Raw genomic sequence first — 22,906 nt, 5'->3', positions numbered from 1 at the left:
CCCGTCCGCCGATTCAGGCGGGGCTCAGAGCCCCGCGTCCCGTGCCGCGTTCTCTTCCGTCCAGAGCCCCTTGGACGTGAAGAATTCGACTGCCGCCGGGTGGTAGGGCACCGTGTTCGACGGCAGCGCCAGCTTCTCCTGGCTGGCCGGACCGAGAGCGGGATAGTCGGCCTTCAACTGCGGCAGTCCGTCATGGAGCGCGGCAAGGATCGCGGTCGCGTCCTCGTCGCTCATGTCGGCACTCACCGAGAGGAACACGTCGAAGGCGGCGACCGTGACCGGTTCGGTGACCTCGGGCAGGCGCGGGCTGGGCTGGATCTCGGCCAGATAGAGGCCGGGCAGCTTCGCATCCGCGTTCTGTGAGGTCGCGTCCGGCCCCTCGACGCTGAGGTAGCGGATGCCGCCCGGGATCGTCGCCTGCGCCTGCTGGGTCAGCGGAATTTCGACGGCCACCAGGGTCGCATCGAGCGCGTTCTCGGTGAGCCCCTCCATGCCGGGCGCGAGGCCGGCCACGGTGACGCTTTCGACGTCGCTCGCAGAGAGCCCTGAGAGTTCCAGCATCAGTTTGGACACGTCGCTCATTGCTTTGAGCGCGCTGAGGTCGGTGACGACGCGCTTGCCCGCGAGTTCGGAAACCTCGGTGAGGCCGAGGTCGGCGCGCGCAACAAGTGCGACGTTGAGCGGCCACAGGCGCGCAAGCACCCTGAGATTGTCCATCGGCTCGCCGAATTCGCCGGCCCTGGCGCCCGCCAGATCCAGGCTGGAATTGAGCCCGAGCGTGACCTCGCCGGCACTGATCAGCGGCAGGTAGGCCGATGACCCGGTATAGGGCTGGACGGTCGCCGGTACGCCGAGCGCGTCCTGCAGGGTGGCCGCGATGCCACCCCCGATGGTGAAGTAGATCGTCCCCTGCGGGTTGGTGCCGATCGTGATGCGATCGACCGCGCTCGCCGCTCCGGCGGCAAGGGTGGCAATACCCGCGACGGCGAGAAGCTTCAGACTGCGCCAGTTCATCTCGTTCCTCCTCCTGTGCCGTCTGCGTGGTTTGGCCACGTCACGGCCTTTTGTGCGCGGCTATTGAACGGCAGTGCCATTGTGAATAGAAGTGAAAAATTCGAAAGCATTCATAAAGTTGCTTTATGGATATTGATGGCCGCCTGACCCTGAAGCAGCTGCGCGCGTTCGTTTCGGTCTACAAGCACCGCAAGCTCGTGACCGCCGCCGAGGAGCTGCGTGTCACGCAGTCGGCGATCAGCGTGTTGATCCGGCAGATCGAATCCACTCTCGGCATCAGACTCTTCGATCGCAACACGCGGTCACTCGAGCCGACCCTGGCGGCCACGGAAGTGTTCGGCATTGCCGAGCGCGTCCTGCAGGAAGTCGGGACGCTGGTGTTCAGCGCGAGGGAGATGACGGCGGGGGTGCGCGGCCGCGTACACCTGGCCGCGACGCCCTCGACGGCAGCAGCGTTGCTGGCGACGACCGTCGGCCGGTTCAGCCGCGAATACGAGCGGATCCGGTTGATCCTCGACGATTGCGCGCCGAACCAGTTTCTGTCCCTGATCCAGTCCGAGCAGGTGGAGTTCGGCGTCGGTACGCCGCCTCTGAACGAAGCGGGGTTCGAGTCCTCACCGCTGCTCGAGGACACCATGTATCTCGTTTGCGCAGACAGCCACGCGATGGCGCGCCAAGCGGCAGTATCGTGGAAGGACCTGCGTGGCGTACCCGTTATCGCCTTCCGGCCGGGCTATGGCGTGCGCCGCCTGATCGACGACACCGCGGCCAAGGCGGGCATCGAGCTCAACATCGTCCACGAGGCCGGCTTTCTCGACACCGCTGCCTGGATGGCTGCAAGCGGTCTTGGGGTGTGCCTGCTGCCGGGCGCCCTTGCCCGAAAGCACGCGCATCAGCCTGTCGCTATCGTGCCGTTGCGCAATCCGGTCGTCCGCCGCACCATTGCGCTGGTAACCAAGAAGGGCCGGTCACTGTCGCCCGCCTGCCGCATATTCGTCGACATGCTGCGGTCCGACCTGGCGGTCGGTCCGCCCTCCGACGCGGACTGACGGGGTTGGCGGCGACGAGCCGCCTTGGCTTCGGGATGAATGAGCTGCCGACGGCGGTGCGCTGGAGCAGAACCCGCCGGCAGAATGGGTATGCAGGGGACTGCGCTCACCTCGAAGCACGACTACTTGATCGCGAACCCCGAGTGACCGGGGCCAATGCCGGTGACACGACTGCCGTGCACCTCTCCAATTCAAAAAAGACTTCTGCTCGGAGCCCAATCCGCGCCTCGCCGCAAGCTTACGCGGGCGCTTCAAAGACGCTCCTGTCGAGATCGTGGAAGCGGCTGCATGGACCAGCGACACCGCTCTCCCTTTCATGCACCGCGGGCGTACTGCGCTGGCGGCGCTCCCATGCGCCGCGAGAACGCCGAGCTGAAGGCGCTCGTCGAACCATATCCGATCTTGGCTGCAATCTCCGCGATGCTGTGCTGGCGCGATCTAAGCATGTGCTTGGCTAGCGTCATCCTCCAGCTTTGCAGATATTCCATCGGCGCCATGCCGACCACCCGGTTGAACCGCGTGAAGAAGGCTGAGCGGGACAGCCCCGCCTCGCGCGCCAGTTCGCCGACGCTCCACGCGCGGTCCGGCACCGCATGCATGGCGCGCAGGGGACCGGTCAACCGGTCGTCCGCCAGGCCGCGCAGCAGGCCTGGCGTCGCGCTCGTCTGCGTCGAAGAACGCAGAGCTTCGATGAGCAGTACCTGCAGCAGATGTTCCAGAACCACATCGCGGGCCGGGCGATCTGCCAACGCCTCGTCCCGCACCAGCCGCGCCAGATCTCCAAGACGCTGCTCGCCCCGCACCACGGCCATGTCGGGAAGCAGCGGCACCAGCAGGTCCGCATCCGGAGCGCCGAAGCTGCAATACCCGATGAGTTGCTGCACCTCGACAGGGGCCTCCTCTGGCCCGATCCGCGCTGTTCCGTCCGGACGGATCAATGGCTGGCTTTCCAGCCCAGGTGGCGGTGCGGGATCGGCGCTCGACATGGAAAAACTCTGCACCGCCGGCACCAGCACGAAATCGCCTTGGCGCAGTTCCATCGGCGGTTTGCCGTCCACCTCGAGACGCGCCCGACCGGCAAGAAGCAGGCAGTAGTAGACCTGGTCCACGTCAGTCCGACGCACGCGCCAGGCGCCGGAAGCATCCACCAGCTTCGAAAAGGGCGTGCGCGGGCGCAACAGGGCGATCACTTCGGAGAGCGGATCTGACATTTCGGACTTTCGATAAACAACTATGGACATATGATTATAGAAAGTTCGCGCCGCAAGGTCGATATCCCGAGCCATCAAAGAAAAGGAGATACGACCATGAATACCGTGATGATTACCGGATGTTCTTCTGGCTTCGGGCTAGAGACCGCGCGCCATTTCATCGACCAGGGCTGGTCGGTCGTCGCCACGATGCGCAGCCCGCGCGAGGATCTCTTGCCCGCCTCCGATCGGCTGCACATCCTGCAACTCGACGTGACCGAGCGCGATGCGATCGGCCGCGCGGTCGAGGCGGCAGGTCCGATCGACGCCCTCGTAAACAATGCTGGCATCGGCTGGATGGGTCCGCTGGAGGGCACGCCGGAAGAGACGATCCGCGAAGTCTTCGAGACCAACACTTTCGGCACGATCGAGATGACCCGCGCCGTGCTGCCGCAGTTCCGGGCGCGCGGAGCGGGGACGATCGTCAATGTTTCCTCCAGCACAACGCTGAAGGCGCTGCCGCTGCTACCGATCTACACGGCCAGCAAGGCTGCGGTGAATGCCTTCACCGAATGCCTCGCGCTGGAGCTCGAGCCCTTCGGCATCCGCACGCGGCTGGTCCTGCCCGGCCAAGCCCCAGGGACCCGTTTCGGGGCCAACGCACGCGGCAAGATGACAGAGGCGGGGGGCATTCCCGAAGCCTATGACCCCATTGCCAAGCAGGTCTTTGCCGCCCACGCGGCAGCGGCGGACGCGAAGATCACCGAACCGGAGGACGTCGTTGCAGCCATTTGGCGGGCAGTGACCGAGCCGGACTGCCCCTTGCGCCAAGCCGCAGGCGCCGATGCAGTGGCTCTTGCCGCATGACGGCAGGAATGTCGGGGCTCCAACCTTCGGGTCAGACAGAGGCCCAGTGACACACTGCTGCAGCCGGGGGCTTCCCGCTTCGCCTGTAGATCCTGTCGGAATGGTGGGGTCTGCCCAGATGTCGGCAAAGGGATCAATCGAGCCCTTTGTCGTGTCCGACGCCAATTGACAGCAAGGGTCGTCAGATGAACGGAGTGATGCTGCTACTTCGTCCCGATAGCGAACGGCCTCCCTTCGGCCCACCTCAGACGTAACAGGGCGGCATGGCGCAGTCCGCTTCCGGCTCGAAGCGGAACGTCCGGGCCCCGGGGTTGCCGTTGCCGTCAGGCCGCTCACATATTGCGAGAACCGGGCTGCAACCGGAGCGCAGAATTCAGATGGTTTGTGAGATGGCCTGCGAGTTGCGGGCAGCCATGGCCATGATCGTCAGGACAGGGTTGTAGGCGCCGTTGGTGGGGTGAAGGCTTCCGTCGCAAACAAAGAGGTTTGCGTGGCCCCAGACGCGGCCATATTGGTCGGTGACCGAGGACGCCGGTTCCGTTCCCATCCGACAGGTTCCCGCCTGATGCTGTCCTGCAGATAGCCGCCTGACGATCGGGGAACGCCAGGTGTGCCTGGCTCCGGACGCTGCGAGCCAGTCAGCAGACCTGTGGCTGATGAACTCTGCCGTACGGATCGTCTCCACATGCACCTGGCCTGAAAGCCGCGCAACGCGCAGGTCGAAACGGTCGGTGAAGTCGGCCAGTCGCACACGGCAGCCTGGGTCCGGGATTTCATGGACCGGACCGGTAATCTTGGCCACACGACGGAAGTTGGCTCGCATGAAGTCCTTTGCGTCCGACCCCCATCGCCTGACGTCAGGCGGCAACGCCTGGTGAAAGAACACCGTCGGCAACATGACGAAGTCGTCGGCGATCATCGCGCCGCCGATGATCCCGTCATTTCCGTGGGTGAAGTCGGTCGTTGCGATGGAAACGCCGGGGCCGTCGGAAGGGTGGACGTCTTCATCGAAGAGGCCAAAGACGGCGGGATAATAGTGCCCCTGCAAATGGCGTCCGACCTGGTCGGAGTGATTGCCCAGCCCATCGGGATGGGCAGAGCTTGCCGACAGAAGCAGCAGTCGCGCCGTCTCGATGGCACCCGCGCAAACGACCACGGCTTTTGCCCGTGCGAAATGCTCACGCGGGCCCGTTTCGGCATCGGTCAGGTAGCGCGCTCCAATAACATGTCCGTTGTCGTCCTGTTCGATGACCGTGACGTGGGCGCCGGTGATCAGGGTCGTGCGTCCGGTGGCCAAGGCCCGCGGGATCATCGTGTTCTGCGTTCCGTTCTTGGCGTCGGTGGGGCAGGGGAACCCGACACAGGAGCCGCAATGACAGCAGGCATCGCGGCCGGCGCGCGGAACCGTGTTGACCAGAATGGGCGGGGTGAACGTCGTGAACTCGAGCGCTTGCGCCCCTCGCGCCAGCACCTTCGTGCGCAGGGACGGGGCCAGGGGCGGCATCGGGTAACCACGCGTCCGCGGGCCGCTGTTTGCGTCCCGCATCGCCGGCAACGCCGATTTCCCATTCCACCCAATCATAGAACGGGGCGAGGTCATCATAGCCGATGGGCCAATCCACCAGAGATGAGCCTTCGGGCACGCCATAGCGGCTGGCCATGCGGAAGTCGTCGGGGTGGAAGCGCCATGCAAGACCGCCAAACAGCGATGTGCCGCTGCCCACGCCCGAGGCGATGTTGTGGTAGTCCTGCTCATGCGGGCGCACGATGTGAGGCCGGCCCTCCGGGCCAACGCAAACGCGTGGATTCCCGGTGAGCTCCGGCCCGGTATTGTGCCCATATCTGGCGAGGCGGTGATTGCGCAGATGGTCGCGGTGGCCGTTGCTCAGATATGTCAGCTCGCGCCCTCGCTCGAGGAGCAGGACCGAATGGCCCGATTCCGCCAGGCGGCAGGCCATGACCCCGCCTGCCGCGCCGGCTCCGATGACGATGACGTCATGGTCCTCCGATCCGCCGGCGCCAAGCGCTCTTGGCGGATGGGGAGGAACGGACTGCGGGCCCGAAGGCCCGTCCGGCAGTCCATGTTCGTAGCCGACCATGCGCCAGGCTGCAGCGTCGATATTGCCGCCATTGGCCGGATCGGCATAGACGCCTTCCTGGGTCAGGATCACCAGATCCATGAACCAGTCCTGCTCCTGGATCGCGCCGAGAAGGCTGTTCTGCACCTCGGGAGCAAGGTCGTGGAAGGGGGCGCCGAGGGTCGCTGCCTCCTTGGCAAGAAGATCCAGCCCCGCCGCTATGGGGCCGGCCTTGCCTCTTGCATCTCCTTCGAGCTGGGCACGCAGATACTGGTCAGCTCCGAACCCGGTTGCGCCGGGATCCTGATCGGCCGGCACGATCCGGTCGATCACCGCCAACAGGACATCGCGCCGGGATGAGCCCCAGATTTCATCCGCGGTGGCCATGCGATGGACCTCTCTCAGGGTTTTGTTGTCGCGGGAAAAACCGGTGCCACTTTTTCGCATCCCGCTCTCGTGCAGTACTTTTTTGGTGGTCACATCGAAGAGACGAACCGATGCAGGCGGCAGGACGACGCCGACATGGCGCCCGGCCGAGGCCCGAAAATCCCTTCGATTACCACACCCATTGGCTGGCAGGCCAGCCGCGGCGACACCTGTTTGTGCTGCGGCCGAGCCGCACAGCGGCAACGTTCGCCGCTATAATTAGGTATGATTCGCTTGCCGGTGACCTCGATGCTTCTCCGCCTGCTGGGTTTGGCTTCCATTGTTTTCCTGCTGCTTACCTCGGCCGGGTTTGCGCAGCAGCCGGCCCGCGACTTTTTTGGCGCGGTGCACAATGCGACCGGCGGCCCCTCCGCACCGATTGGCGGTCATGCGAAGGGCTGCGTCGCGGGAGCGGTGCAGTTGCCGGCGAATGGGCCGGGATGGCAGGCCATGCGGTTGTCGCGCGACCGGCATTGGGGGACGCCCGAACTTGTCCGATACATCGAGGGACTGGCAGAGGCTGCGGTGCAGGATGGCTGGCCGGGGATTCTCGTCGGCGACATGGGTCAAGCACGCGGCGGGCCGATGAAGAGCGGACACGCCTCGCATCAGACCGGGCTCGATGTCGACATCTGGTTGCAGCCGATGCCCAATCATGTCCTCAGCGCTGAGGAGCGCGAAAACCTCTCAGCGGTTTCGGTGTTGAAGACGGGTACGCGCGACGTTGACCCCGCGCGCTTTGGCGAAGCGCAGCGCCTGCTCATCTACCGCGCGGCGCAACTGCCCGGGGTCGCGCGGATCTTCGTTGCGCCGGGCATCAAGAGGTCACTCTGCGCGATCAACTGGCGGGACCGCAGCTTCCTCCGGAAGGTCCGCCCCTGGTACGGCCACGACGATCACATCCATGTCAGGCTCGCGTGCCCGGCGGGCGTGGCCTCGTGTTCCGACCAGGCTCCGGTACCGCCCGGCGACGGCTGCGGCGAAGAGCTCGCCTACTGGTTCACCGACGCCCCCTATCGGCCGAGCACCACGCCACCATCCCCGCCGCTGACGCTGGCCGACCTGCCCGGGGCGTGCCGAACGGTACTGGAAGCGCCGTGACGGCTAGCCTGGCACGCTGCAGGCAGAAAGCTTTCCCGCTTCCATCGTGTCGACGGATCGGTATCGTCATCGGCCGTCAGGCCAGACCCTATTTGTCGAGGACAAGCGATGTTCCAGCCCAAACAGACCCGCCCGGAGTTCGCCATCAGCGAGACGGAGCGCCTTCGCCTGCTTGAACCTCCGGCCGGCAGGATCCGCGTGGTGCTCGACACGGATACCTATAACGAGATCGACGATCAGTTCGCCCTGGTGCAGATGCTGCTTTCGCCCCAGCGGCTGGCGGTCGAAGCCATCTACGCCGCGCCCTTCCACAACAGCCGCTCCGACGGGCCGGGGCACGGCATGGAACTGAGTTATCAGGAGATCCTGCGCCTCCTGGAACGGCTCGGGCGCTCGGCTGAAGGCTTCGTCCATCGTGGCGTCAATGCTTATGTCGGGCCGGAAAAGATCGCGCGAGAGGCACCGGCTGTCGATGATCTCATCGCGCGCGCCAAAGCGGGCAGCCCGAAAAATCCGCTCTATGTCATCGCCATAGGGGCGATCAGCAATGTCGCGTCTGCCCTCATCAAAGCGCCGGAGATCATCGACCGGATGGTCGTCGTCTGGCTCGGCGGCCATGCCCTTGAATGGCCCCACACCCGGGAATTCAACCTGATGCAGGACGTGGGTGGGGCACAGGTCCTGTTCGACAGCGGCGTGCCGCTCGTCCAGGTCCCCTGCATGGGCGTCGTTTCGCACCTCCACTCCACGGTTCCCGAAATCGAGCGCTATGTCGAGCCGCATGGCGCGATCGGGGAATTCCTGTCCATGCGCTTCAAGGAATATTCCGATGATCAAGAGGGATGGGCAAAGGAGATCTGGGACATGGCCGCGGTCGCCTTTCTGCTCGACCCCGACTGGGCACCGAGTGTCCTGGTCCCGACGCCAGTCCTCACCGACCAGATGACCTGGAGCGTCGACCGGGGCCGGCACGCGATGCGCTATGTTTCGCACGTGCACCGAAACCCGATCATGAAGGACTTCATAGCAAAGCTCAAAGCCCACGCCGGACAGGAGAGCCAGGTTTGAGCCTGGCGGTCTTCGTCGGCTTCTTCCTGCCCTCCCGATGGGCTATCAGGGCGGCAGGGCCATGTGCGCATCATTGATGCATCAGACCTGCTGGCTGATGGCTCTTGGGGTATCTAGTCGTCATGCAAAGCAGAAAACCTGTCGTCGGTGTCGTCGCCATTCTTTTCAAGAACGGGAAGATGCTCATGATCCGACGCTCGAAAGAACCTGACATGAATCGATGGAGTTTTCCCGGCGGCAAAGTGGAGTTCGGCGAGGGGATTGTGGCTGCTGTCCTGCGCGAGCTTTCGGAGGAAACCTCCATTGTCGCCAAGGTCGAGGCAATACTTCCCGCTGTAGAAGCTATCGACGAGAATCAAACCGGCGCGATCAAACACCATTTCGTCATTGTCCCCGTCCTGTGCAACTGGGTCTCTGGAGAGCCGGTGGCTGGCGATGATGCGAACGATGCAGGCTGGTTCTCTCCCGCCGAAGCCAGCAAACTGGAACTGGCAACGGGGTTCGACATCCCTGCCATGGTTCGAAGTGCGATATCTGCCGTTCCACAACGCAATTGCGCTTGACGTAGGCGATCCGCCGGCCGCTGCTGTTGCAGATCAGGTTGCCATCCGATTTCACCGGCAGATAGCGGTCTGCTTCCAGTCTGGACGACCGCCATCGACCTGTTAATCGTAGGTGCGCTCGTTGAGGAACTGTGGGCTCAGACATGCACGTCGCCATGCAGCATTTCGCCGGCGCGGCGGCGGGGGCGCAGGGTGAAATAGGCGAGCCACAGGTAGAAGACGACAATCGTCAGCACCACGACCCAGCCGGCGACCGGGCCGAGGGCCGCGTTGGCGAGGAGGCGGTAGAGCGGCTGCAGGCGCGAATCCGTCGGGCTTTCGGCCTGCAGCTTGACCGAGGTGAGCTTGACCACCCAGGCCAGCAGCAGGATGAGATACATCCAGATGTAGTTCCGGCGCAGTCGTCGCGTTAGTGCGCTGGAAAGCGAGATGAGGAACCTGGGCGCCAGCAGGTCCGCGGCGAGCGCCCGGGTCCAGGCCAGGTCGGGCTTTTGCGACGGCACCAGCACCTGCGCGAAATATTGCCGCTCCATGAGGCGCACCCGCGCCCGATAGACATCGAAGAACCTGTAACGCCGCGCTTCGACCAGCAGCAGCAACGAGACAAGGAGCATCGCGAACAGCAGCACGCCGTGATGCGAGTCCGGGGTCGACAGCGATACCGAAAGCAGCGCCGCCACCACGGTGATCGCCCAGTTGCTGGTGCGGTCGATGCGGTCACGCCAACTGGCCATGCGGCCAATCTCGGCCCTGTAATAGTGGATCAGCGCGTTGGTACGCTCGGCGGGGCTGGCCGGAAGCGTGAGTTGGTGAGGCTCGGGTGCACCCAGCATGTCGGTCATCCAGGCTCTCCTGATAGACCATAACCCTCTTGCCGACCGCGCCGTTCCAGCCGCTATTCGTGGCCGGCTTCAGCGCCCGGCTGGATCAGGGCGCCTGCGCTGCGGACCAGAGCTGGTCCCGTTCCGATTGGGTGCAATGCGCCACATTCAGGCCATCCAGCGCGTCCGTCACCAGGTCCCAGTAGCCCGCCGTCCGTTCGCGCACCCCAAAAGCCGATTGCCGGTTAGATCAGTTGACTCAGCTTACAACCGGTTGCATAATGCAATCGGAAAGGCGGATGCGCCGCGTGACCATATGGCGTTTGAGCCAAGCTCCGCGCTCTTCCGCCACTTCATCGGAGACATGCGCGGCCCGGCAGGCAGCGTGTAAATGTTGACGGAGATGAAAAGATGAGCGCCTCCGGGTCAATCACCATCACGCCGATCCTCGTTGCCGACCTGCATGTCGAGGGGGAGGTGATGCCGGTCTACGTGCACGTCATCGACCATCCCGATGCGCGTATATTGGTCGACACCGGCATGACGGAGCTGCACCCGGCGGTGGTCGCCGCTTTCAATCCCCGCCTCTATCCACTGAGCGAGCAGGACCTCGACCTCGCCGGCATCGACATCGTCGTCAACACGCATCTGCACGCCGACCATTGCGGCGGCAACCACCTCTTCGCCGGCAAGCCGATCTACGTCCAGCGTCGCGAGCTCGACGACGCCCACAGCGACGAGAAAGAGTACCCCATTCGCGAGTGGGTCGATGCGCCCGGGGTGCGGTATGTGCCGGTCGACGGCGAACTCGAGCTGCTTGCCGGGCTGCGGCTCGTCCCGGCGCCGGGCCACACAGCCGGCATGCAGGTCGTCGTCGTCGAGACCGGCGGGCGCCCGGTCGTCGTTGGCGGCGACGTGGCGGTCTGGTTTGGCGAGCTTGACGAGCCGCACACCGAAGGTCAGTTGCGGGTGCGCGCGCTCGACCCCGAGCTGGTCTGGCTCGCGCACGAGCACGAACCGTGGCGGCCCGGCACCTTATAGGGCATCGCGCCGTCGCTCTCTGGCTGGCGCTCTCTGGATGGACGGGGCAAGCACATATCAAATCTGACTGCGCTCTAGCGCAGACCATGTGGGAATGCGCCTCGGTCGCGTGGCGCTTGGGAGGAGAATGAGAGTATGGCCAAGCTCGTGTTCGGAATGAACCAGTCCCTGGACGGCTATGTCGATCATATGGCGTTTGAGCCCGGCCCGACGCTCTTCCGCCACTTCATCGAGGAGGCTCAGGGGCAGGCGGGGAGTGTCTACGGTCGCCAGATGTATGAGATCATGCGGTACTGGGACGACGAGCATCCTGAATGGACTGCAGAGGAGCAAGCCTTCGCGGCGGCGTGGCGGAACCAGCCGAAATGGGTCGTCTCGCGCACGTTGACGTCGGTCGGCCCCAACGCCACGCTTGTCGAGGATGATCTCGAGGGCGCGATGCGCAAGCTGAAGGCCGAGCGCGACGGGGAGATCGAAGTTGCCGGCCCGGACCTGGCGCAAAGCCTCACCGAACTTGGCCTGATCGATGAGTATCGGATCTACCTGCATTCCGTCGTGCTTGGTCAGGGCAAGCCATATTTCGCCGGACCCCGGCCGCCGCTCCGCCTTGTGGCTCATGATCGGATTGGCGAGGATGTGATCAGGTTGACCTACGTTCCCGCTTGATCTCGTGGTCCGCCGGATGGGATCGCCGCTGCAGCTTACTCTTCCGCAGCCTTTCCCGTAATCGTCACATTCGCTGTCTACCTGCGACATGCGCAGCAACGAGGGAGGCAACGGTGATGGGTGTGGCGATGCGTGTGATGGTTCTGTTGCTTATGTTGTTGGTGTCGCAGGCGCAGGCGCAGCATTGTACGCCTGAGCGCTTTGAGGGCAACGGCTACATCGTCTGCACGGTGGATCCTGCAATCGGGAATCTGCGGCTCTTCTGGAAGCCGCAGGATGGGGGACCCTATCGGCACTTCGGACACCTGAGCGATGCAGTGGCAGCTGAGGGGCACAGGCTCGCCTTTGCCATGAACGCCGGCATGTACCTACGCGACTTCACACCCATGGGTCTTTATATCGAAGATGGCGACGAACTGCGCCCGCTCAACACGACTTCCGTCGAAGCAGCGCCGGGGCAGGTGCCCAATTTCTACAAGAAACCCAACGGGGTCTTCTTTATCGGCGAGGCGGGAGCAGGGGTGTTGACCACCGAGGCGTTCGATGCGCAGCGGCCACCGGCCCGGTACGCCACACAATCGGGCCCGATGCTGGTGATCGATGGCGAAGTGCATCCGGTGTTCATCCCCGGTTCCTCCGACCGCACGCGTAGGAGCGGCGTTGGCGTATGTGAAGGCGACCTCGTCCGCCTGGCCATCAGCGATGGCAACGTCAATTTCCACGACTTCGCCCGGCTGTTCAGAGACCATTTGCAATGCCCGGACGCGCTGTTCCTCGATGGAGGGCGCGGCACGGGCATCTACGATCCGGCGCTGGGCCGGCGAGATTTCTCCTGGCACGGAGGCTTTGGGCCAATGCTCGGCCTGGTGGAGTAGAAAGCTACCACGCAGCCAACGGGGCCTGAGAAGCGGGAGGCCGCAGGGGGATGGTCCCCCTGCGGCCGGGTTCACACGGTCTCGCGCGCGTCGGCGATCGACCAGTTGTAGACGCAGCGGTCGAGGCCGATGGCGATCTCGAGCACCTTGACCGCCATCTCGCGCGTGCCGGACTTGCCGGGGACCGGGACCGTCGTCGGGAAATCGGTGCGGCGGGAGATGGAGGCGACCTCCATCCATTTGTCGCCGTTGTCGACCTCGACGTCCATGGTGACTTCGGAATAGGCGGGCAGCCGGTCCGAGGGAACGATGCGGGTGGGCAGCCGGGTCACCGCCGCCAGCATGCGCCGCACCGGCTCCAGCATGGCGGTGTGGTAGTCGTTGGCCGTGTCGGCGGCGTAGGCGCACTGGAATTCCATCTGCCAGAACTCCTTCAACCGCACATGCCTGGTCGCCTGGTCCTGCTCGCGGCGGAACGACTTGCCAGCCTGCCATACGCAGAGCGGCAGCCGCACCTTGGCGTGCGCGGTGAGCAGGTGGGTCATATAGACATAGGTCGAGGGGGTGGTTTCGGGCCTCAGCACCAGCTCGTGGTCGTGATTCGACAAGCGCTGCTGCACGAAGATGTCGTCGGGTCCGTAGGCCTCGGAAATGAGGCTGCGCGGGGTCAGCAGGGGCGCCTCGACGCGGCGAATGTCCCAGGCAGGATTGAGGCCTTTGAGGGCCGCCGAGACTTCAGCGGAAAGGTGGATGACGGCGCTGTCGCGCAGGCGGATTTCGCGCTCGGTCCAGTGGACGAGCCCGTTGGCATCGTAAAGGGAAAGCATGTCGCTCTCTTTTGAAGTATGGGGATGTGGCTTTAAGCTTTACGTCTCCGGTCGGGCGGAGACGGCGCGTGCCGAGCCCCGCGTCTAGCCGAAGACGCCCATACCTCGACGACCGAAACCACCGAGAGTGGCCGGGATGGGGAGAGCAGCAATGTTCGCAGGTCTGAACATGGCGGGATCGTAGGCGGGGGCTTGGCGTTTGGCAAGGCGGCGCCGGGGTGATGCGTTGTCAGCGGTCAACTCGGCCATGGCCTTTAGATCGTGAGTGATCGCGGGCGTCGCATGGCAGGGCCCGATTGTCGGTGGTGCTGGGTTGCTCTATGCTGCTCGGCTGACCCGACGATCCGGGAACTGATTTCGGTCGCGAGGCCAGTCAGGGAGGTCGTGAGATGCTTCGGATTGTGATTGCAATTGGCACCCTCATAGTGAGCGCCGGAGGGGCGCTGGCCCAGGGCGACGTGGTGCTGGGGGAACAGAATTTTGCCGACAGATGCGCCATGTGCCATTCGATAGGTGCAGAAGCCCCCAAGAATGGCCCCGATCTTAACAACGTGATCGGTCGGCCCGCGGCTTCGCTCGAAGGATTCAAGTACTCGGACGCAATGGTTGAGGCGGGGCAGGCCGGAGTGGTCTGGGACATCGAGACGCTTACCAACTTTATCGCCAAGCCGCGCAGCGTAGTGAATGGTTCGAACATGGCCTTTACGGGGTATAGCGACCCCAATGATGTCGCCGCCGTCATCGCCTATCTCGCGACGTTTTCCGACGCCGCAGGCCCAATAGGGCCGACCGACTAAACGCTGACTCTCAAGAAGAGCGAGCCCTGCGGGTCCGCCCTTTGCGGACGTTTGCCAAAGCGGCTACGGTTCCATATGGACCGCCTAAGTGTTCGTTTCATCGATCGATGACCGGGAAAGTCGTTATCCCCGTGGAGGTGCGGCAACGAGCCGCCGCAGCGGGCGACGTCGGCCGTCGCTGGCTGGACGCATTGCCAGACCTTGTGGTGGGTCTCGAGCGCGATTGGGGCATCACCGTGGGCGATCCGTTCCACGGGGGGTCAGCCGGGCTGGTCGCGCGCGCGACCAACGCCGCAGGCGAGGCGGTCGTGCTCAAGCTCGGTTCGCCGGCCCACGACAACTTCGCCAGCGAGGTCGCCGTCTTGCGTATCGCCGCCGGCCGTGGCTACGCCAACCTCCTCAACTACGACGCGCCGCGTCGCGCGATGCTGCTGGAACGACTTGGCCCGATTCTGCACGAACTGGGTCTGCCCATTGCACGCCGGATCGAGATAATCTGCGAGACGTTGCGCCAGGCTTGGCCGCCGGCGCCAGATCCGGCCGGTTTGCAGTCAGCAGCGCAGAAGGCCCGCCATCTCGCCGGTTTGATCGCCAAGTGGCAGCAGCAGCTCGGCGAACCCTGCTCCGGCCGGGTGGTCGCGCAGGCTATGGCCTTCGCCACAGACCGCGAGAGCGCCTTTGATCCTGCACGGGCCGTCATTCTCCATGGCGACGCTCATGACCACAACGCCCTGCAGACACTCGATGGCGCCGGCTTCAAGTTCGTCGATCCGGATCCACTGTTCGGCGAGCGCGCCTACGACATAGCCATCTCCATGCGGAGCTGGACCGATGAGCTGCTGGCCGGTGATCCGGTGCGCCTTGGACTTGACCGTTGCAAGCAGTTGGCCGACCTGACGGGCGAGGCACCTGGTGCAATCTGGCAATGGGGCTTTCTCGAACGAGTCTCGTCGGGCCTCTTCTTGCTGGTTCTTGGCCGTTTCGATGAAGGTCGGAGAATGCTGGCGGTAGCCGAGACCTGGGCAGCCGTCGGCGCGTAGGCCATCGAACGTCCTCGCTGGGCGCCCCACGGCGCGAAACGTCCGCTTCCCCTATCCGCTTGGCTGCTTCGCGCCCTTTCATTGCCGCTGCAGTCGACGCTGCGGTGCACCAAAACCTGACATTGCCAGCAGGACGGGGGACCTGGTCTGCGTTGTTGAGGGCGTGCGTTCGCGTTAAGTTGAGCAGTAACCGCTCTGGTCGAGGATGTCGCCGATGGGATGGGAAGCACTCGGGCAGTGGGGTGAAGACGTCGCTCGTATCGAACCGCTCGCTGGAGGAGTTGCCAACGACGTGTGGAGCGTACGCGTCGACGGGCGCCTCGCGGTCGCTCGTCTCGGTACCAGGAGTGACGATGATCTCGCGTGGGAGACCAGGCTCCTCCAATACCTCGACCGTGAAGGCCTGACCGTGCCAGTGCCGATCCCGACAACGGACGGCAGGCTGTTCGCGGACGGTCTGGTGGTCATGACATACGTAGAGGGCGGACCGCCCGAGACGGAGGCCGACTGGCGCCGCGTGGCCGACACGCTCCGCCGGTTGCATCGGTTGACGCAGGGCTGGCCGCAGCGCCCGGGCTGGCGATCGTCGACCGACCTCCTCAACGCCGAGACCGGAACGAAGATCGACCTTACCGCGATGCCGCCTGAGGGCGTAGCGCGATGTCGCGCAGCCTGGGCGCGGCTCGTCGGACGTCAGCAGTGTGTCGTCCACGGCGATCCCAATCCCCGCAACGTGCGAGTGACCGCAGATCGGGTCGCGCTGATCGACTGGGACGAGTCGCACGTCGACGTCCCCGACCTCGACCTGGCGCTGCCCCACAACGCCGCCGGTCTCGAAGGCGCCGCGCAAGATATCGCCGCGCAAGCGTCGGCTGCCTGGGAAGCCGCCGTCTGCTGGAAGGACGAGTACGCGATCAAGCGGCTTGCCGAAGTTCGAGCGGTCTAGATGAAACCGCACCCACTGTTCAAGAACCGGTCAATTCCGGCGACCCGTACCTTAGGGGAATTCACGCTAAAGGCCCTGTCAATCAATGACCTGGAAAGAGATTTCAGCGCCGTCGTGGACAGCGCGGCTGATATCAAAGCAGCCAATCCTGGCTCGAGTTGGCCAGAGGGTCTGACCAAAGAAAAGAACCTCATCGATCTGGCTTGGCATCAGCGAGAATTCGAGGCCCGCCGAAGCTTTGCCTGGGTGATCGAAGACATCGTCGGTGAGTATTTAGGGTGCCTCTATATATATCCCTCGATTGCCGGAGAGAAATCGGCTGACGTGGTTTGGTGGTGGCGCACGGGTGCAGTGGTTTCCGATGAATCGTTCCGGAAACAATTGCTGGAATGGATTGCAGGCGGTGAATGGCCGCGCCTGATTTACAATTTGCAGGACGATTGAGTTTTCGGCTGGCTTCGGGCCAGTCGGGACTTCAGCCTCCAAGGCATGGTCCAGTTTTGACCGGGGCGGACACTTCGCCGCTCTCGATGTGCCGGATTTGCTGGTCGACGACCTTCGCGATTTCTTCCGCGCGCTTCGATAGGAGCGGAGTCACTGCGCTTCTCGCCTCCTTTTTACAAGGGGCGACAATCCAAGGCGGCGAACTGGCGTTGCTGGACCATATGATGGAACCTTCGGCGGTCTCGGCTTTGGGTCGATTGAGCTAGGTGACCCCCTTTTCACCTTTCGCTCGATCCGCGCTCAAGGACGGTCGTGCCCCTGCTTGCGCCCCGGGGGTCGGGCGCTGCGAGGGGGGCCGGCGTAGCGCGGTGAGGCGCGTGCGACAGGTAAACCAGAATTGGGCGCCCCGGCGAACTATGCGGCGGACCGGTGTCAGGCTGAGGATGAAGCGCAGGACCTCCAATCGCTCTTCGACCGGAATTCGCAACCAGACGCGCAGGACCTTTCCGACCGCCTGCAAAATCAGGCGCTCATGCGCTGCGATCACCGCGGCTCGCAGGTCATCGCCGATTATCGTGGCCGAGCGCATGATGGCATAAGGTCTGTCGGCGTGATCATAAGCCTGGGCGAGTGCACAAACGCCGTCCACGGACAGGAACTGGCGGATGCCGTGGCAGGCCTGCAGTGAGGGCAAAGGCGTCCTCTCGCACACCAGCAGGCGCGTGATCCCGCCCAACTGCTGGCCGACGCGCGCTATGACATCGTCGGGGTGTGCATAGGCGGTTATTTTCAAGCGCCCGACGATCGCGGGGTCGATGGAACCGTACATCTGGGTCAGCCCGTAAACGCCACCAAGCCCGTTGAAGGTGACGAGCATCAGCTGCCCGCGGCTCGCGGGCCAATCGCGCGCCAGGTCGTAGGCCAGGTACTGCGCCAGACCGCCGCCAAGCGAATGCCCGGTGATGATCACGCTCCGCCAGCGCTTATCGCGAGCATAGGCGAGCAGGCGGACCCGGTTCGGCTCGTATTGACAGGTGGCCAGATTGGCCCCGGAGGCGAGGTCCAGCGGCTCATCCGACCCGCGGAAGGCGAGAACGAGAACCTCGTCGCGTACGAACCCGGCAGCATGGAACCCCGTGCCGCAGTGATCGTCGGTGAGAACCCTGTCGAGCGCAAAGTCGGGCAAGTCGCTCAACGGCTCATCGGAAGCCGGATGCGCGTAGACGGCGGCCGATGCAAGGGCCGCTACTTCATGTTGCGCCAAGACCTCCTGGTCGTCAGGCACGGGCCGCCCTCCTAGCAACCGCAACAACAACAAGAGTAACGCCCTTATTTGCCCGTCTGCAATATCCGCGCTAGGGTGACTTGCTGACACTGGAGCCATGGACGATGCGAACGGCGGCTTTGCTGGCAATGGTTGTGGGCCTCTGCTGCGATGTCGCAGTCGCGCAGGAACAGCCCGTGCCTATCCATCCGGTAGATCCGGAGCCGGAGAACTTTAAGGAGTCGTTCGACGAATCGCGCGCGGTCTCGGGCTCGGCGCTTGTCGGCCTGCGCCTTGGGGATGCGCAAGGACAGGTGGTTCCGGACGACATCGTGTTGCTGCGGCCGTCGGGTGGCGGCACAATCTGCGTGCACGCGATGACGCAGGATGGTCGCTTCTCTGCCAGCAACCCGTATGTCGTGCCCGAAGACGCGAGCCCGGGCAGATACCTTCAGCTCGAGCCCATTACCAGGGAGCATCGCGTCCGGTTGGCTTCCTATCCCGCAGACCAGTTCGCCGTGCGCGCGTTCGTACCCGTTGGCGAGGGCTGCAGCCCGGCGGGAGCCACGCATGTTCCGGCCGTCGCGACGGGCGGTGACCTCAAAGTGCTCTATGTATTCGTCAATTCCAAGACCCAATCAGTGCGGGCGAGCCTTGGTCAGGAGGCCCCGGTCGATTGCGAGCCGGCCGGCACTTCGGCGTTCATCGCGTACGATCAGAAGTGCAGGATTACATTTGAGGCGAAAGGGACGGCTGTTCTGGACCTCGAACTCGACGACGGGTTCGGCAGCGAGCACTACCAGTACTCCGTTGTTCTGCCGGCCGGTCCCTGAGCGCCATGGAGTGGCGGTCCCGGTTCCGGCAGAAGCTGACGAGCCGCGGCGGTTGGGTGGTCAGCATCACGCTGGTCCTCGCCTCGCTCACCCTCGTCACCATAGGGATGCTGATGCTGCACAGTCCGCCGCCGCTCGTCGTTATCGAGCTCGAGACAGAAACGCTCCTGCAGAGCGTGCGCAGGCCTGATACATCCAGCATCGCCATGACGGGTGCACGCCTGAGGCTGCGGGGCGACGCGGAGCTGCCCGCGCAATGCAGCGTTCTTCTTTCGAAGAAGGGGTTCTTTTCGGGTATCGTGCGGCCGGAGCAGCAGGCGCTGGTGCGCTATCGCTGGAATCCGGAACGCATACTCATCACCATCGCGGCGCGCGGCAAGGAAACGGTTCTGATCGGCGCCGACGAGGGCCGTTGCGCGATACCGGCGCAGGACGACCTGAACATCGATCTGCCCAAGCCCGGGGGCATCGACCCGACATCGCGCCTGCCGATTGCCGGACCGGCGGCGGCGGGCGGCGAGTTCGGCGTGCCCGTCCTGCCCGGGCGAGACCGCGTCCGCGACATGACGTTCCTTCGCTCCGGCACGGTCAAAGTGTTCGGCAGATCCGACTGGCCGTTCGGGCAGGGAGAGCTTTATGCAGTCGAACCCGAGGGGTTCATCATTCCAGCCGGAAGCCGTCTCGCCTCGAGCGGCAACATCAGCCTGCCCGGCGACGAGGCCGGAGCATCGTGGTATGGGGTCGCTGAATATTCAGACCATGGCTTCAAGGTCTCGGCCACCGCCGAAACCTCGCGGCTGCTGCTCTTTCGGCCGGGTGCGACCGGTCCGGAGGAAACCTTCGCCGTAGGGCTCCTGGCGCGCATAATCTCGGATCCCAATGTCGCCTTCATTTCCATAGCGTTTGTGGTCGTCTCCGTGGTCGGTCAGGTCATCGGTGGCTGGGTCGGCACGTGGAGAGAGCAGTCGCTCGAGGTGCGCGGGCCATCACCCCGGCCACAACCACCAGCGACTCGCAGACCTGTCCGCAAAGCGCGCAGGCAGGACAAATGACCGCGCGCCGGCTCCTCCGTCTTCTCCTCTTGGCGGCGCTCACACTCGCCGTCGCCGTGCAGCCGGCATTGGGCGAGCGTGTGTTCGTACGGGCTGCGAGCGGCGAGGAGGGACATGCCTGGCTCTTCGGCTCGCAACGGCAGGACGCGCAATCGTGCTGGCTGGCGTTCCCGCGCCACGTGGCCGCAGATACGTTCAGCGGCGCATTGGCCGCGTTCACATTCGAGACGGTGAACGGGAACGGCGGCGAGAGCGGTACACCCATAGCCGTTGGCGCCCACCCCGAGGCTCTGGCGGCGATGGGCGAAATAGAAGACATGGCCTTCGCGCCAGTGGTCGCCGGACCACGACCGGGTGCATGCCTGTCACGTCTCGGTCCGCCCCCCTTCGCCTATCCAACCATGATGAGATCGGCTTCCAAGCTGACGATGTTCAGCCTCTTACCCAATAGTTTCGGCATCTTCGAAGTCGCGGTCTCTCGCGCACGCGCGGACGCTGCGGGAGGCGGCCTTCTGATGCTGCGGCCGGTGAACGCAGACGATGCCCGGGCCTACCTCGTCAAGGGGCTGAGCGGTGCCGTGGCCGAACTGGAGCGGCCGGAAGGCATGGTTCCCGTTGCCATGGTCATCGAGGTGGGAGGTGAGCCCCTGATGGCTCGCGCCGTCCGGTTCGACCTCATTCGGGCCGCGTTCGAGGTCATCGAGGCTCGGGGACTGGAGGACCAGCGAGAGGCGCGGGCGGCGGCGACCGGCGTGCCGTATGAGATCCTCGATGTCGAAGGTGTGACGCTTGCGGCAGGAACAGGTCCGGTCTCGCTCGTCGACGGCCAGGACTGCTGGACTGCGGCCCCCGCGGGCGGCCAGCGTGCGGTGAGGGTGACAGTTGCGCTCACGGATAGCCAGGATGCTACGCGGGGCCTCAGCATGGTGCAGTCTGCCGACTGCGGGACGGCGGGCGCGCGCGTGATCATCGAGCAACGTCCAAACGCGTCTTCCGGCTGGACTGTCGCCAGGGATTGCCAGACCGTTTCGAGTGCTGGCGAAGCACCCGCATGCGCCTTGGACCTGCGCGCTCCCCGCCACATCCGCATCAGTATCGAAGCCGGCGGAGCCATCGGGCTCAGTCAACTGCGGCTTTACTGATCAGAGCAGGGGAGCCCGCACGGTGAACGGCTCCACGTTCGCGCACTGGAATGTGCCTTCCAGCATCGGGCCGGAGACGAGGCCGAGGTTGAGACGGCAATCAGTGACAGGGAGCCGGGCCGAGCCCACCCAGGTCACCCGATCGCCGATGACCGAAGCCTTGCCCGTGTAGTTCCTGTGTGGTGCGGTCATCTGTGCGAGGGGCAACCATTCCGACGCTCCCGACGTGATGTCCGCATCGGAAATGACGAACACCAGGCCGGTGCGCATGATGTTCCACATCTGCGTCACATGCCACCGGCCGATCTCGTTCAACTCGTCTTTGTCATTGCCGGCCTTGTCCAGGGCCTCGGCAAGAGCGGCGGGAATCTCCACTTCAAACAGCAGCTGATCCGTCGAGGCGATGGCGGCGCGCAGACCGAGATTGCGAATGTCCGCATTGTCGCTTTCCAGCGACTGACGCACGCAGACCCGCATGATCGCCATATCCCCGGATGCAATGGCCGCCTCGACATAGGCGGCGCGCAGATCAGCGTCGGGATCGCTGCATTGCTCGCGCCATGTCTTGAGTTCGCTGGCTCGCTCGACGGCCGTCTGCGCAAGTCCTGGTGCGATCATAAGCATGAACAGGATCATGCCGGTAAGTATGCGCATGGTCGTCCCCCCAAAAGCTTGCTGGCATACGAGTAGTAACCCCGGACATTACGCCGCCATTGTCCTTGAGAGACAGCCTAGCTGTTTTGCGCCTCGTGTCGCAATATGCTGCAGTTACATTCAATCAAATCACGCGCCCAGCTTCTTGTCGTTGCGGGACCTGTCGCTCCGCTGGGAGGCGATTGCGGGAACCGTGCCGGAACCCGGAATCCCCAATCGACCTGTCAGCGGAGAGGGCGAAGCCCGGCGATGGTGACGTTGACGAGCCGGCGCACCGCGGCCTTGGAGGGCAGGTTCCTTGCAGCGGCGAGCGCGTGACGGCAGTAAGTTGCCAGCTCGTCCGGAGCGATGTCGCCGCGCACCTCGCCGGTCTTTATGCCTTCTATGAGCAGATCCCGGATCATGGCGTGCATTCGCTGGTGCGCGTGAGCCATGTGCTCGCCCCGATGCAGGAAGGCCGCGATTTCACCGTCGGCGTGCCTCGGGATCTCGTGAAGGTGGAGCGCATAGGCCTCCAGCACGGCTTCCAGCCGGGTAGTCCCCGCGTGTTCCCGAACCCCGGCAAGATGATCGAGGTGTCGGTTGATCTGCCGCTCATGCCAGGCCAGCAGGATCGCCTCCATGTCCGGGAAGTATTTGTAGAGCGTCGCCCGCCCGATGCCGGTCCTTTCGGCAATCTGCGACATCGTCACCGATAGCAGGCCGTGCTCGGCAACGAGTGCCGCGGTTGCGTCGAGCGTCGTCTCGCGCACTGCGGCGCGATGGGTATCGATGGTTTCGTTCCAGAGCTTCGGCATAGCCGGAAGATAGCCGCACGCTCTGGCTGTGTCGAGTACACTGCGACGGTTGCTATACACGGTGGTTTGACAGAGACATTGTGTATCGATAACGTCGACTTCGTGAGTTGGTGTACAAACGAGGACGCGGTGACCACGAACAGAACCTACAAACGCGCGATCGTCGCGATCATCGTCGTCGCAGCGGCAGGGGCGGCCCTCTTCTTCGCCTTCAGCGAACTGTCCCGGTTCCTGCCGACGCACGTGATCCCGGATCACAGTCCCTCTTCCGGCATCCCGGCCACTCCCGCCACCGCGACCGACGTCGCGCCCACCCATACGACACCGGTTCATTGAACCATGCCTCAGCAC

24 protein-coding genes and 1 pseudogene are annotated in these 22,906 nt (G+C 64.3%); 16 read left to right on the top strand and 9 right to left on the bottom strand.

The features are described 5' to 3' along the window. Positions 1-24 precede the first annotated feature (24 nt). Complete coding sequence (locus QQK18_RS05400) at positions 25-1,014, bottom strand: TAXI family TRAP transporter solute-binding subunit (RefSeq protein ID WP_284339278.1); 990 nt, start codon at positions 1,012-1,014, stop codon at positions 25-27. Positions 1,015-1,139: 125 nt separating this feature from the next. Here QQK18_RS05400 and QQK18_RS05395 point away from each other — a divergent pair, with 125 nt between their 5' ends. Beyond that, positions 1,140-2,063 carry a LysR family transcriptional regulator gene (locus tag QQK18_RS05395; RefSeq protein WP_284339277.1) on the top strand — a complete coding sequence of 308 codons (924 nt, stop codon included), beginning with the start codon at positions 1,140-1,142 and terminating at the stop codon, positions 2,061-2,063. Between the two features lie 314 nt (positions 2,064-2,377). Here the strand turns inward: QQK18_RS05395 and QQK18_RS05390 are convergent, their stop codons facing one another. After that, positions 2,378-3,274 (bottom strand): AraC family transcriptional regulator, encoded by an 897-nt coding sequence (locus tag QQK18_RS05390; protein ID WP_284339276.1) that lies wholly within the window; start codon positions 3,272-3,274, stop codon positions 2,378-2,380. Between the two features lie 96 nt (positions 3,275-3,370). Between QQK18_RS05390 and QQK18_RS05385 the strand changes: the two genes are divergently transcribed. Next, positions 3,371-4,120, top strand: coding sequence for an SDR family oxidoreductase (locus QQK18_RS05385; protein WP_284339275.1), 750 nt, complete (start codon positions 3,371-3,373; stop codon positions 4,118-4,120). 373 nt (positions 4,121-4,493) lie between these two features. Here QQK18_RS05385 and QQK18_RS05380 read toward each other — a convergent pair whose 3' ends face one another. Both QQK18_RS05380 and QQK18_RS05375 read right to left on the bottom strand, forming a co-directional pair. Beyond that, the gene (locus QQK18_RS05380; RefSeq protein WP_284339274.1) at positions 4,494-5,624 is read right to left on the bottom strand and encodes a GMC oxidoreductase; all 1,131 of its coding nucleotides are present in this window, start codon (positions 5,622-5,624) and stop codon (positions 4,494-4,496) included. A 415-nt stretch (positions 5,625-6,039) separates the two neighbouring features. After that, a pseudogene (locus QQK18_RS05375) lies at positions 6,040-6,585 on the bottom strand (gluconate 2-dehydrogenase subunit 3 family protein); the annotation flags it as partial. A gap of 288 nt (positions 6,586-6,873) precedes the next feature. Between QQK18_RS05375 and mepA the strand changes: the two are divergent. The 3 genes from mepA to QQK18_RS05360 all read left to right on the top strand — a co-directional run bounded on the left by mepA (position 6,874) and on the right by QQK18_RS05360 (position 9,356). Continuing rightward, positions 6,874-7,725 (top strand): penicillin-insensitive murein endopeptidase, encoded by an 852-nt coding sequence (gene mepA / locus QQK18_RS05370; protein ID WP_284339273.1) that lies wholly within the window; start codon positions 6,874-6,876, stop codon positions 7,723-7,725. Positions 7,726-7,833: 108 nt separating this feature from the next. Beyond that, positions 7,834-8,793, top strand: a complete 960-nt coding sequence (locus tag QQK18_RS05365; RefSeq protein ID WP_284339272.1) for a nucleoside hydrolase — start codon at positions 7,834-7,836, stop codon at positions 8,791-8,793. Between the two features lie 122 nt (positions 8,794-8,915). Continuing rightward, positions 8,916-9,356 carry an NUDIX hydrolase gene (locus QQK18_RS05360; RefSeq protein WP_284339271.1) on the top strand — a complete coding sequence of 147 codons (441 nt, stop codon included), beginning with the start codon at positions 8,916-8,918 and terminating at the stop codon, positions 9,354-9,356. A 137-nt stretch (positions 9,357-9,493) separates the two neighbouring features. Here QQK18_RS05360 and QQK18_RS05355 read toward each other — a convergent pair whose 3' ends face one another. Then, entirely contained in the window at positions 9,494-10,198 is a 705-nt protein-coding gene (locus QQK18_RS05355; RefSeq protein ID WP_379994079.1) for a DUF2270 domain-containing protein, read from the bottom strand. A gap of 390 nt (positions 10,199-10,588) precedes the next feature. Here QQK18_RS05355 and QQK18_RS05350 point away from each other — a divergent pair, with 390 nt between their 5' ends. From QQK18_RS05350 to QQK18_RS05340, 3 genes are all read left to right on the top strand, one after another. Beyond that, positions 10,589-11,218, top strand: a complete 630-nt coding sequence (locus QQK18_RS05350; RefSeq protein WP_284339270.1) for an MBL fold metallo-hydrolase — start codon at positions 10,589-10,591, stop codon at positions 11,216-11,218. A gap of 135 nt (positions 11,219-11,353) precedes the next feature. Then, positions 11,354-11,884, top strand: coding sequence for a dihydrofolate reductase family protein (locus QQK18_RS05345; protein WP_284339269.1), 531 nt, complete (start codon positions 11,354-11,356; stop codon positions 11,882-11,884). 116 nt (positions 11,885-12,000) lie between these two features. Beyond that, positions 12,001-12,759, top strand: a complete 759-nt coding sequence (locus tag QQK18_RS05340; RefSeq protein ID WP_284339268.1) for a phosphodiester glycosidase family protein — start codon at positions 12,001-12,003, stop codon at positions 12,757-12,759. Between the two features lie 71 nt (positions 12,760-12,830). On the opposite strand, the gene QQK18_RS05335 is transcribed toward QQK18_RS05340, so the two are convergent. Further along, positions 12,831-13,586: an aminoacyl--tRNA ligase-related protein gene (locus QQK18_RS05335; RefSeq protein WP_284339267.1), complete on the bottom strand. Its 756-nt coding sequence runs from the start codon at positions 13,584-13,586 to the stop codon at positions 12,831-12,833. Between the two features lie 389 nt (positions 13,587-13,975). Between QQK18_RS05335 and QQK18_RS05330 the strand changes: the two genes are divergently transcribed. The 4 genes from QQK18_RS05330 to QQK18_RS05315 all read left to right on the top strand — a co-directional run bounded on the left by QQK18_RS05330 (position 13,976) and on the right by QQK18_RS05315 (position 16,813). Next, entirely contained in the window at positions 13,976-14,383 is a 408-nt protein-coding gene (locus QQK18_RS05330; RefSeq protein ID WP_284339266.1) for a c-type cytochrome, read from the top strand. A gap of 107 nt (positions 14,384-14,490) precedes the next feature. Beyond that, on the top strand, positions 14,491-15,423 hold the full coding sequence (locus QQK18_RS05325; RefSeq protein ID WP_284339265.1) for an aminoglycoside phosphotransferase family protein: 933 nt from the start codon (positions 14,491-14,493) through the stop codon (positions 15,421-15,423). A 214-nt stretch (positions 15,424-15,637) separates the two neighbouring features. Further along, on the top strand, positions 15,638-16,369 hold the full coding sequence (locus QQK18_RS05320; RefSeq protein WP_284339264.1) for a phosphotransferase enzyme family protein: 732 nt from the start codon (positions 15,638-15,640) through the stop codon (positions 16,367-16,369). Beyond that, positions 16,370-16,813: a hypothetical protein gene (locus tag QQK18_RS05315; RefSeq protein WP_284339263.1), complete on the top strand. Its 444-nt coding sequence runs from the start codon at positions 16,370-16,372 to the stop codon at positions 16,811-16,813. 262 nt (positions 16,814-17,075) lie between these two features. On the opposite strand, the gene QQK18_RS05310 is transcribed toward QQK18_RS05315, so the two are convergent. After that, complete coding sequence (locus QQK18_RS05310) at positions 17,076-18,098, bottom strand: Tle-like phospholipase domain-containing protein (protein WP_284339262.1); 1,023 nt, start codon at positions 18,096-18,098, stop codon at positions 17,076-17,078. Between the two features lie 104 nt (positions 18,099-18,202). Between QQK18_RS05310 and QQK18_RS05305 the strand changes: the two genes are divergently transcribed. The 3 genes from QQK18_RS05305 to QQK18_RS05295 are packed head-to-tail and all read left to right on the top strand — an operon-like array spanning position 18,203 to position 21,104. Continuing rightward, the gene (locus QQK18_RS05305) at positions 18,203-18,910 is read left to right on the top strand and encodes a hypothetical protein (protein WP_284339261.1); all 708 of its coding nucleotides are present in this window, start codon (positions 18,203-18,205) and stop codon (positions 18,908-18,910) included. Positions 18,911-18,915: 5 nt separating this feature from the next. Continuing rightward, positions 18,916-19,962 carry a hypothetical protein gene (locus QQK18_RS05300; protein WP_284339260.1) on the top strand — a complete coding sequence of 349 codons (1,047 nt, stop codon included), beginning with the start codon at positions 18,916-18,918 and terminating at the stop codon, positions 19,960-19,962. Continuing rightward, on the top strand, positions 19,959-21,104 hold the full coding sequence (locus QQK18_RS05295) for a hypothetical protein (RefSeq protein WP_284339259.1): 1,146 nt from the start codon (positions 19,959-19,961) through the stop codon (positions 21,102-21,104). Before QQK18_RS05300 ends, QQK18_RS05295 begins: the two co-directional genes overlap by 4 nt. Here QQK18_RS05295 and QQK18_RS05290 read toward each other — a convergent pair whose 3' ends face one another. Continuing rightward, positions 21,105-21,740 carry a hypothetical protein gene (locus QQK18_RS05290; protein WP_284339258.1) on the bottom strand — a complete coding sequence of 212 codons (636 nt, stop codon included), beginning with the start codon at positions 21,738-21,740 and terminating at the stop codon, positions 21,105-21,107. Positions 21,741-21,982: 242 nt separating this feature from the next. Then, complete coding sequence (locus tag QQK18_RS05285) at positions 21,983-22,555, bottom strand: TetR/AcrR family transcriptional regulator (RefSeq protein WP_284339257.1); 573 nt, start codon at positions 22,553-22,555, stop codon at positions 21,983-21,985. A gap of 129 nt (positions 22,556-22,684) precedes the next feature. Between QQK18_RS05285 and QQK18_RS05280 the strand changes: the two genes are divergently transcribed. Then, entirely contained in the window at positions 22,685-22,891 is a 207-nt protein-coding gene (locus tag QQK18_RS05280; RefSeq protein WP_284339256.1) for a hypothetical protein, read from the top strand. The last annotated feature ends 15 nt before the right edge of the window (positions 22,892-22,906 follow it).

It is taken from the genome of Devosia nitrariae (genome assembly GCF_030160115.1).
Taxonomy (GTDB): domain Bacteria; phylum Pseudomonadota; class Alphaproteobacteria; order Rhizobiales; family Devosiaceae; genus Devosia; species Devosia nitrariae.
The sequence above is the reverse complement of the archived record's forward strand: the minus strand, read 5'-3'. Positions and strand labels throughout refer to the sequence as shown.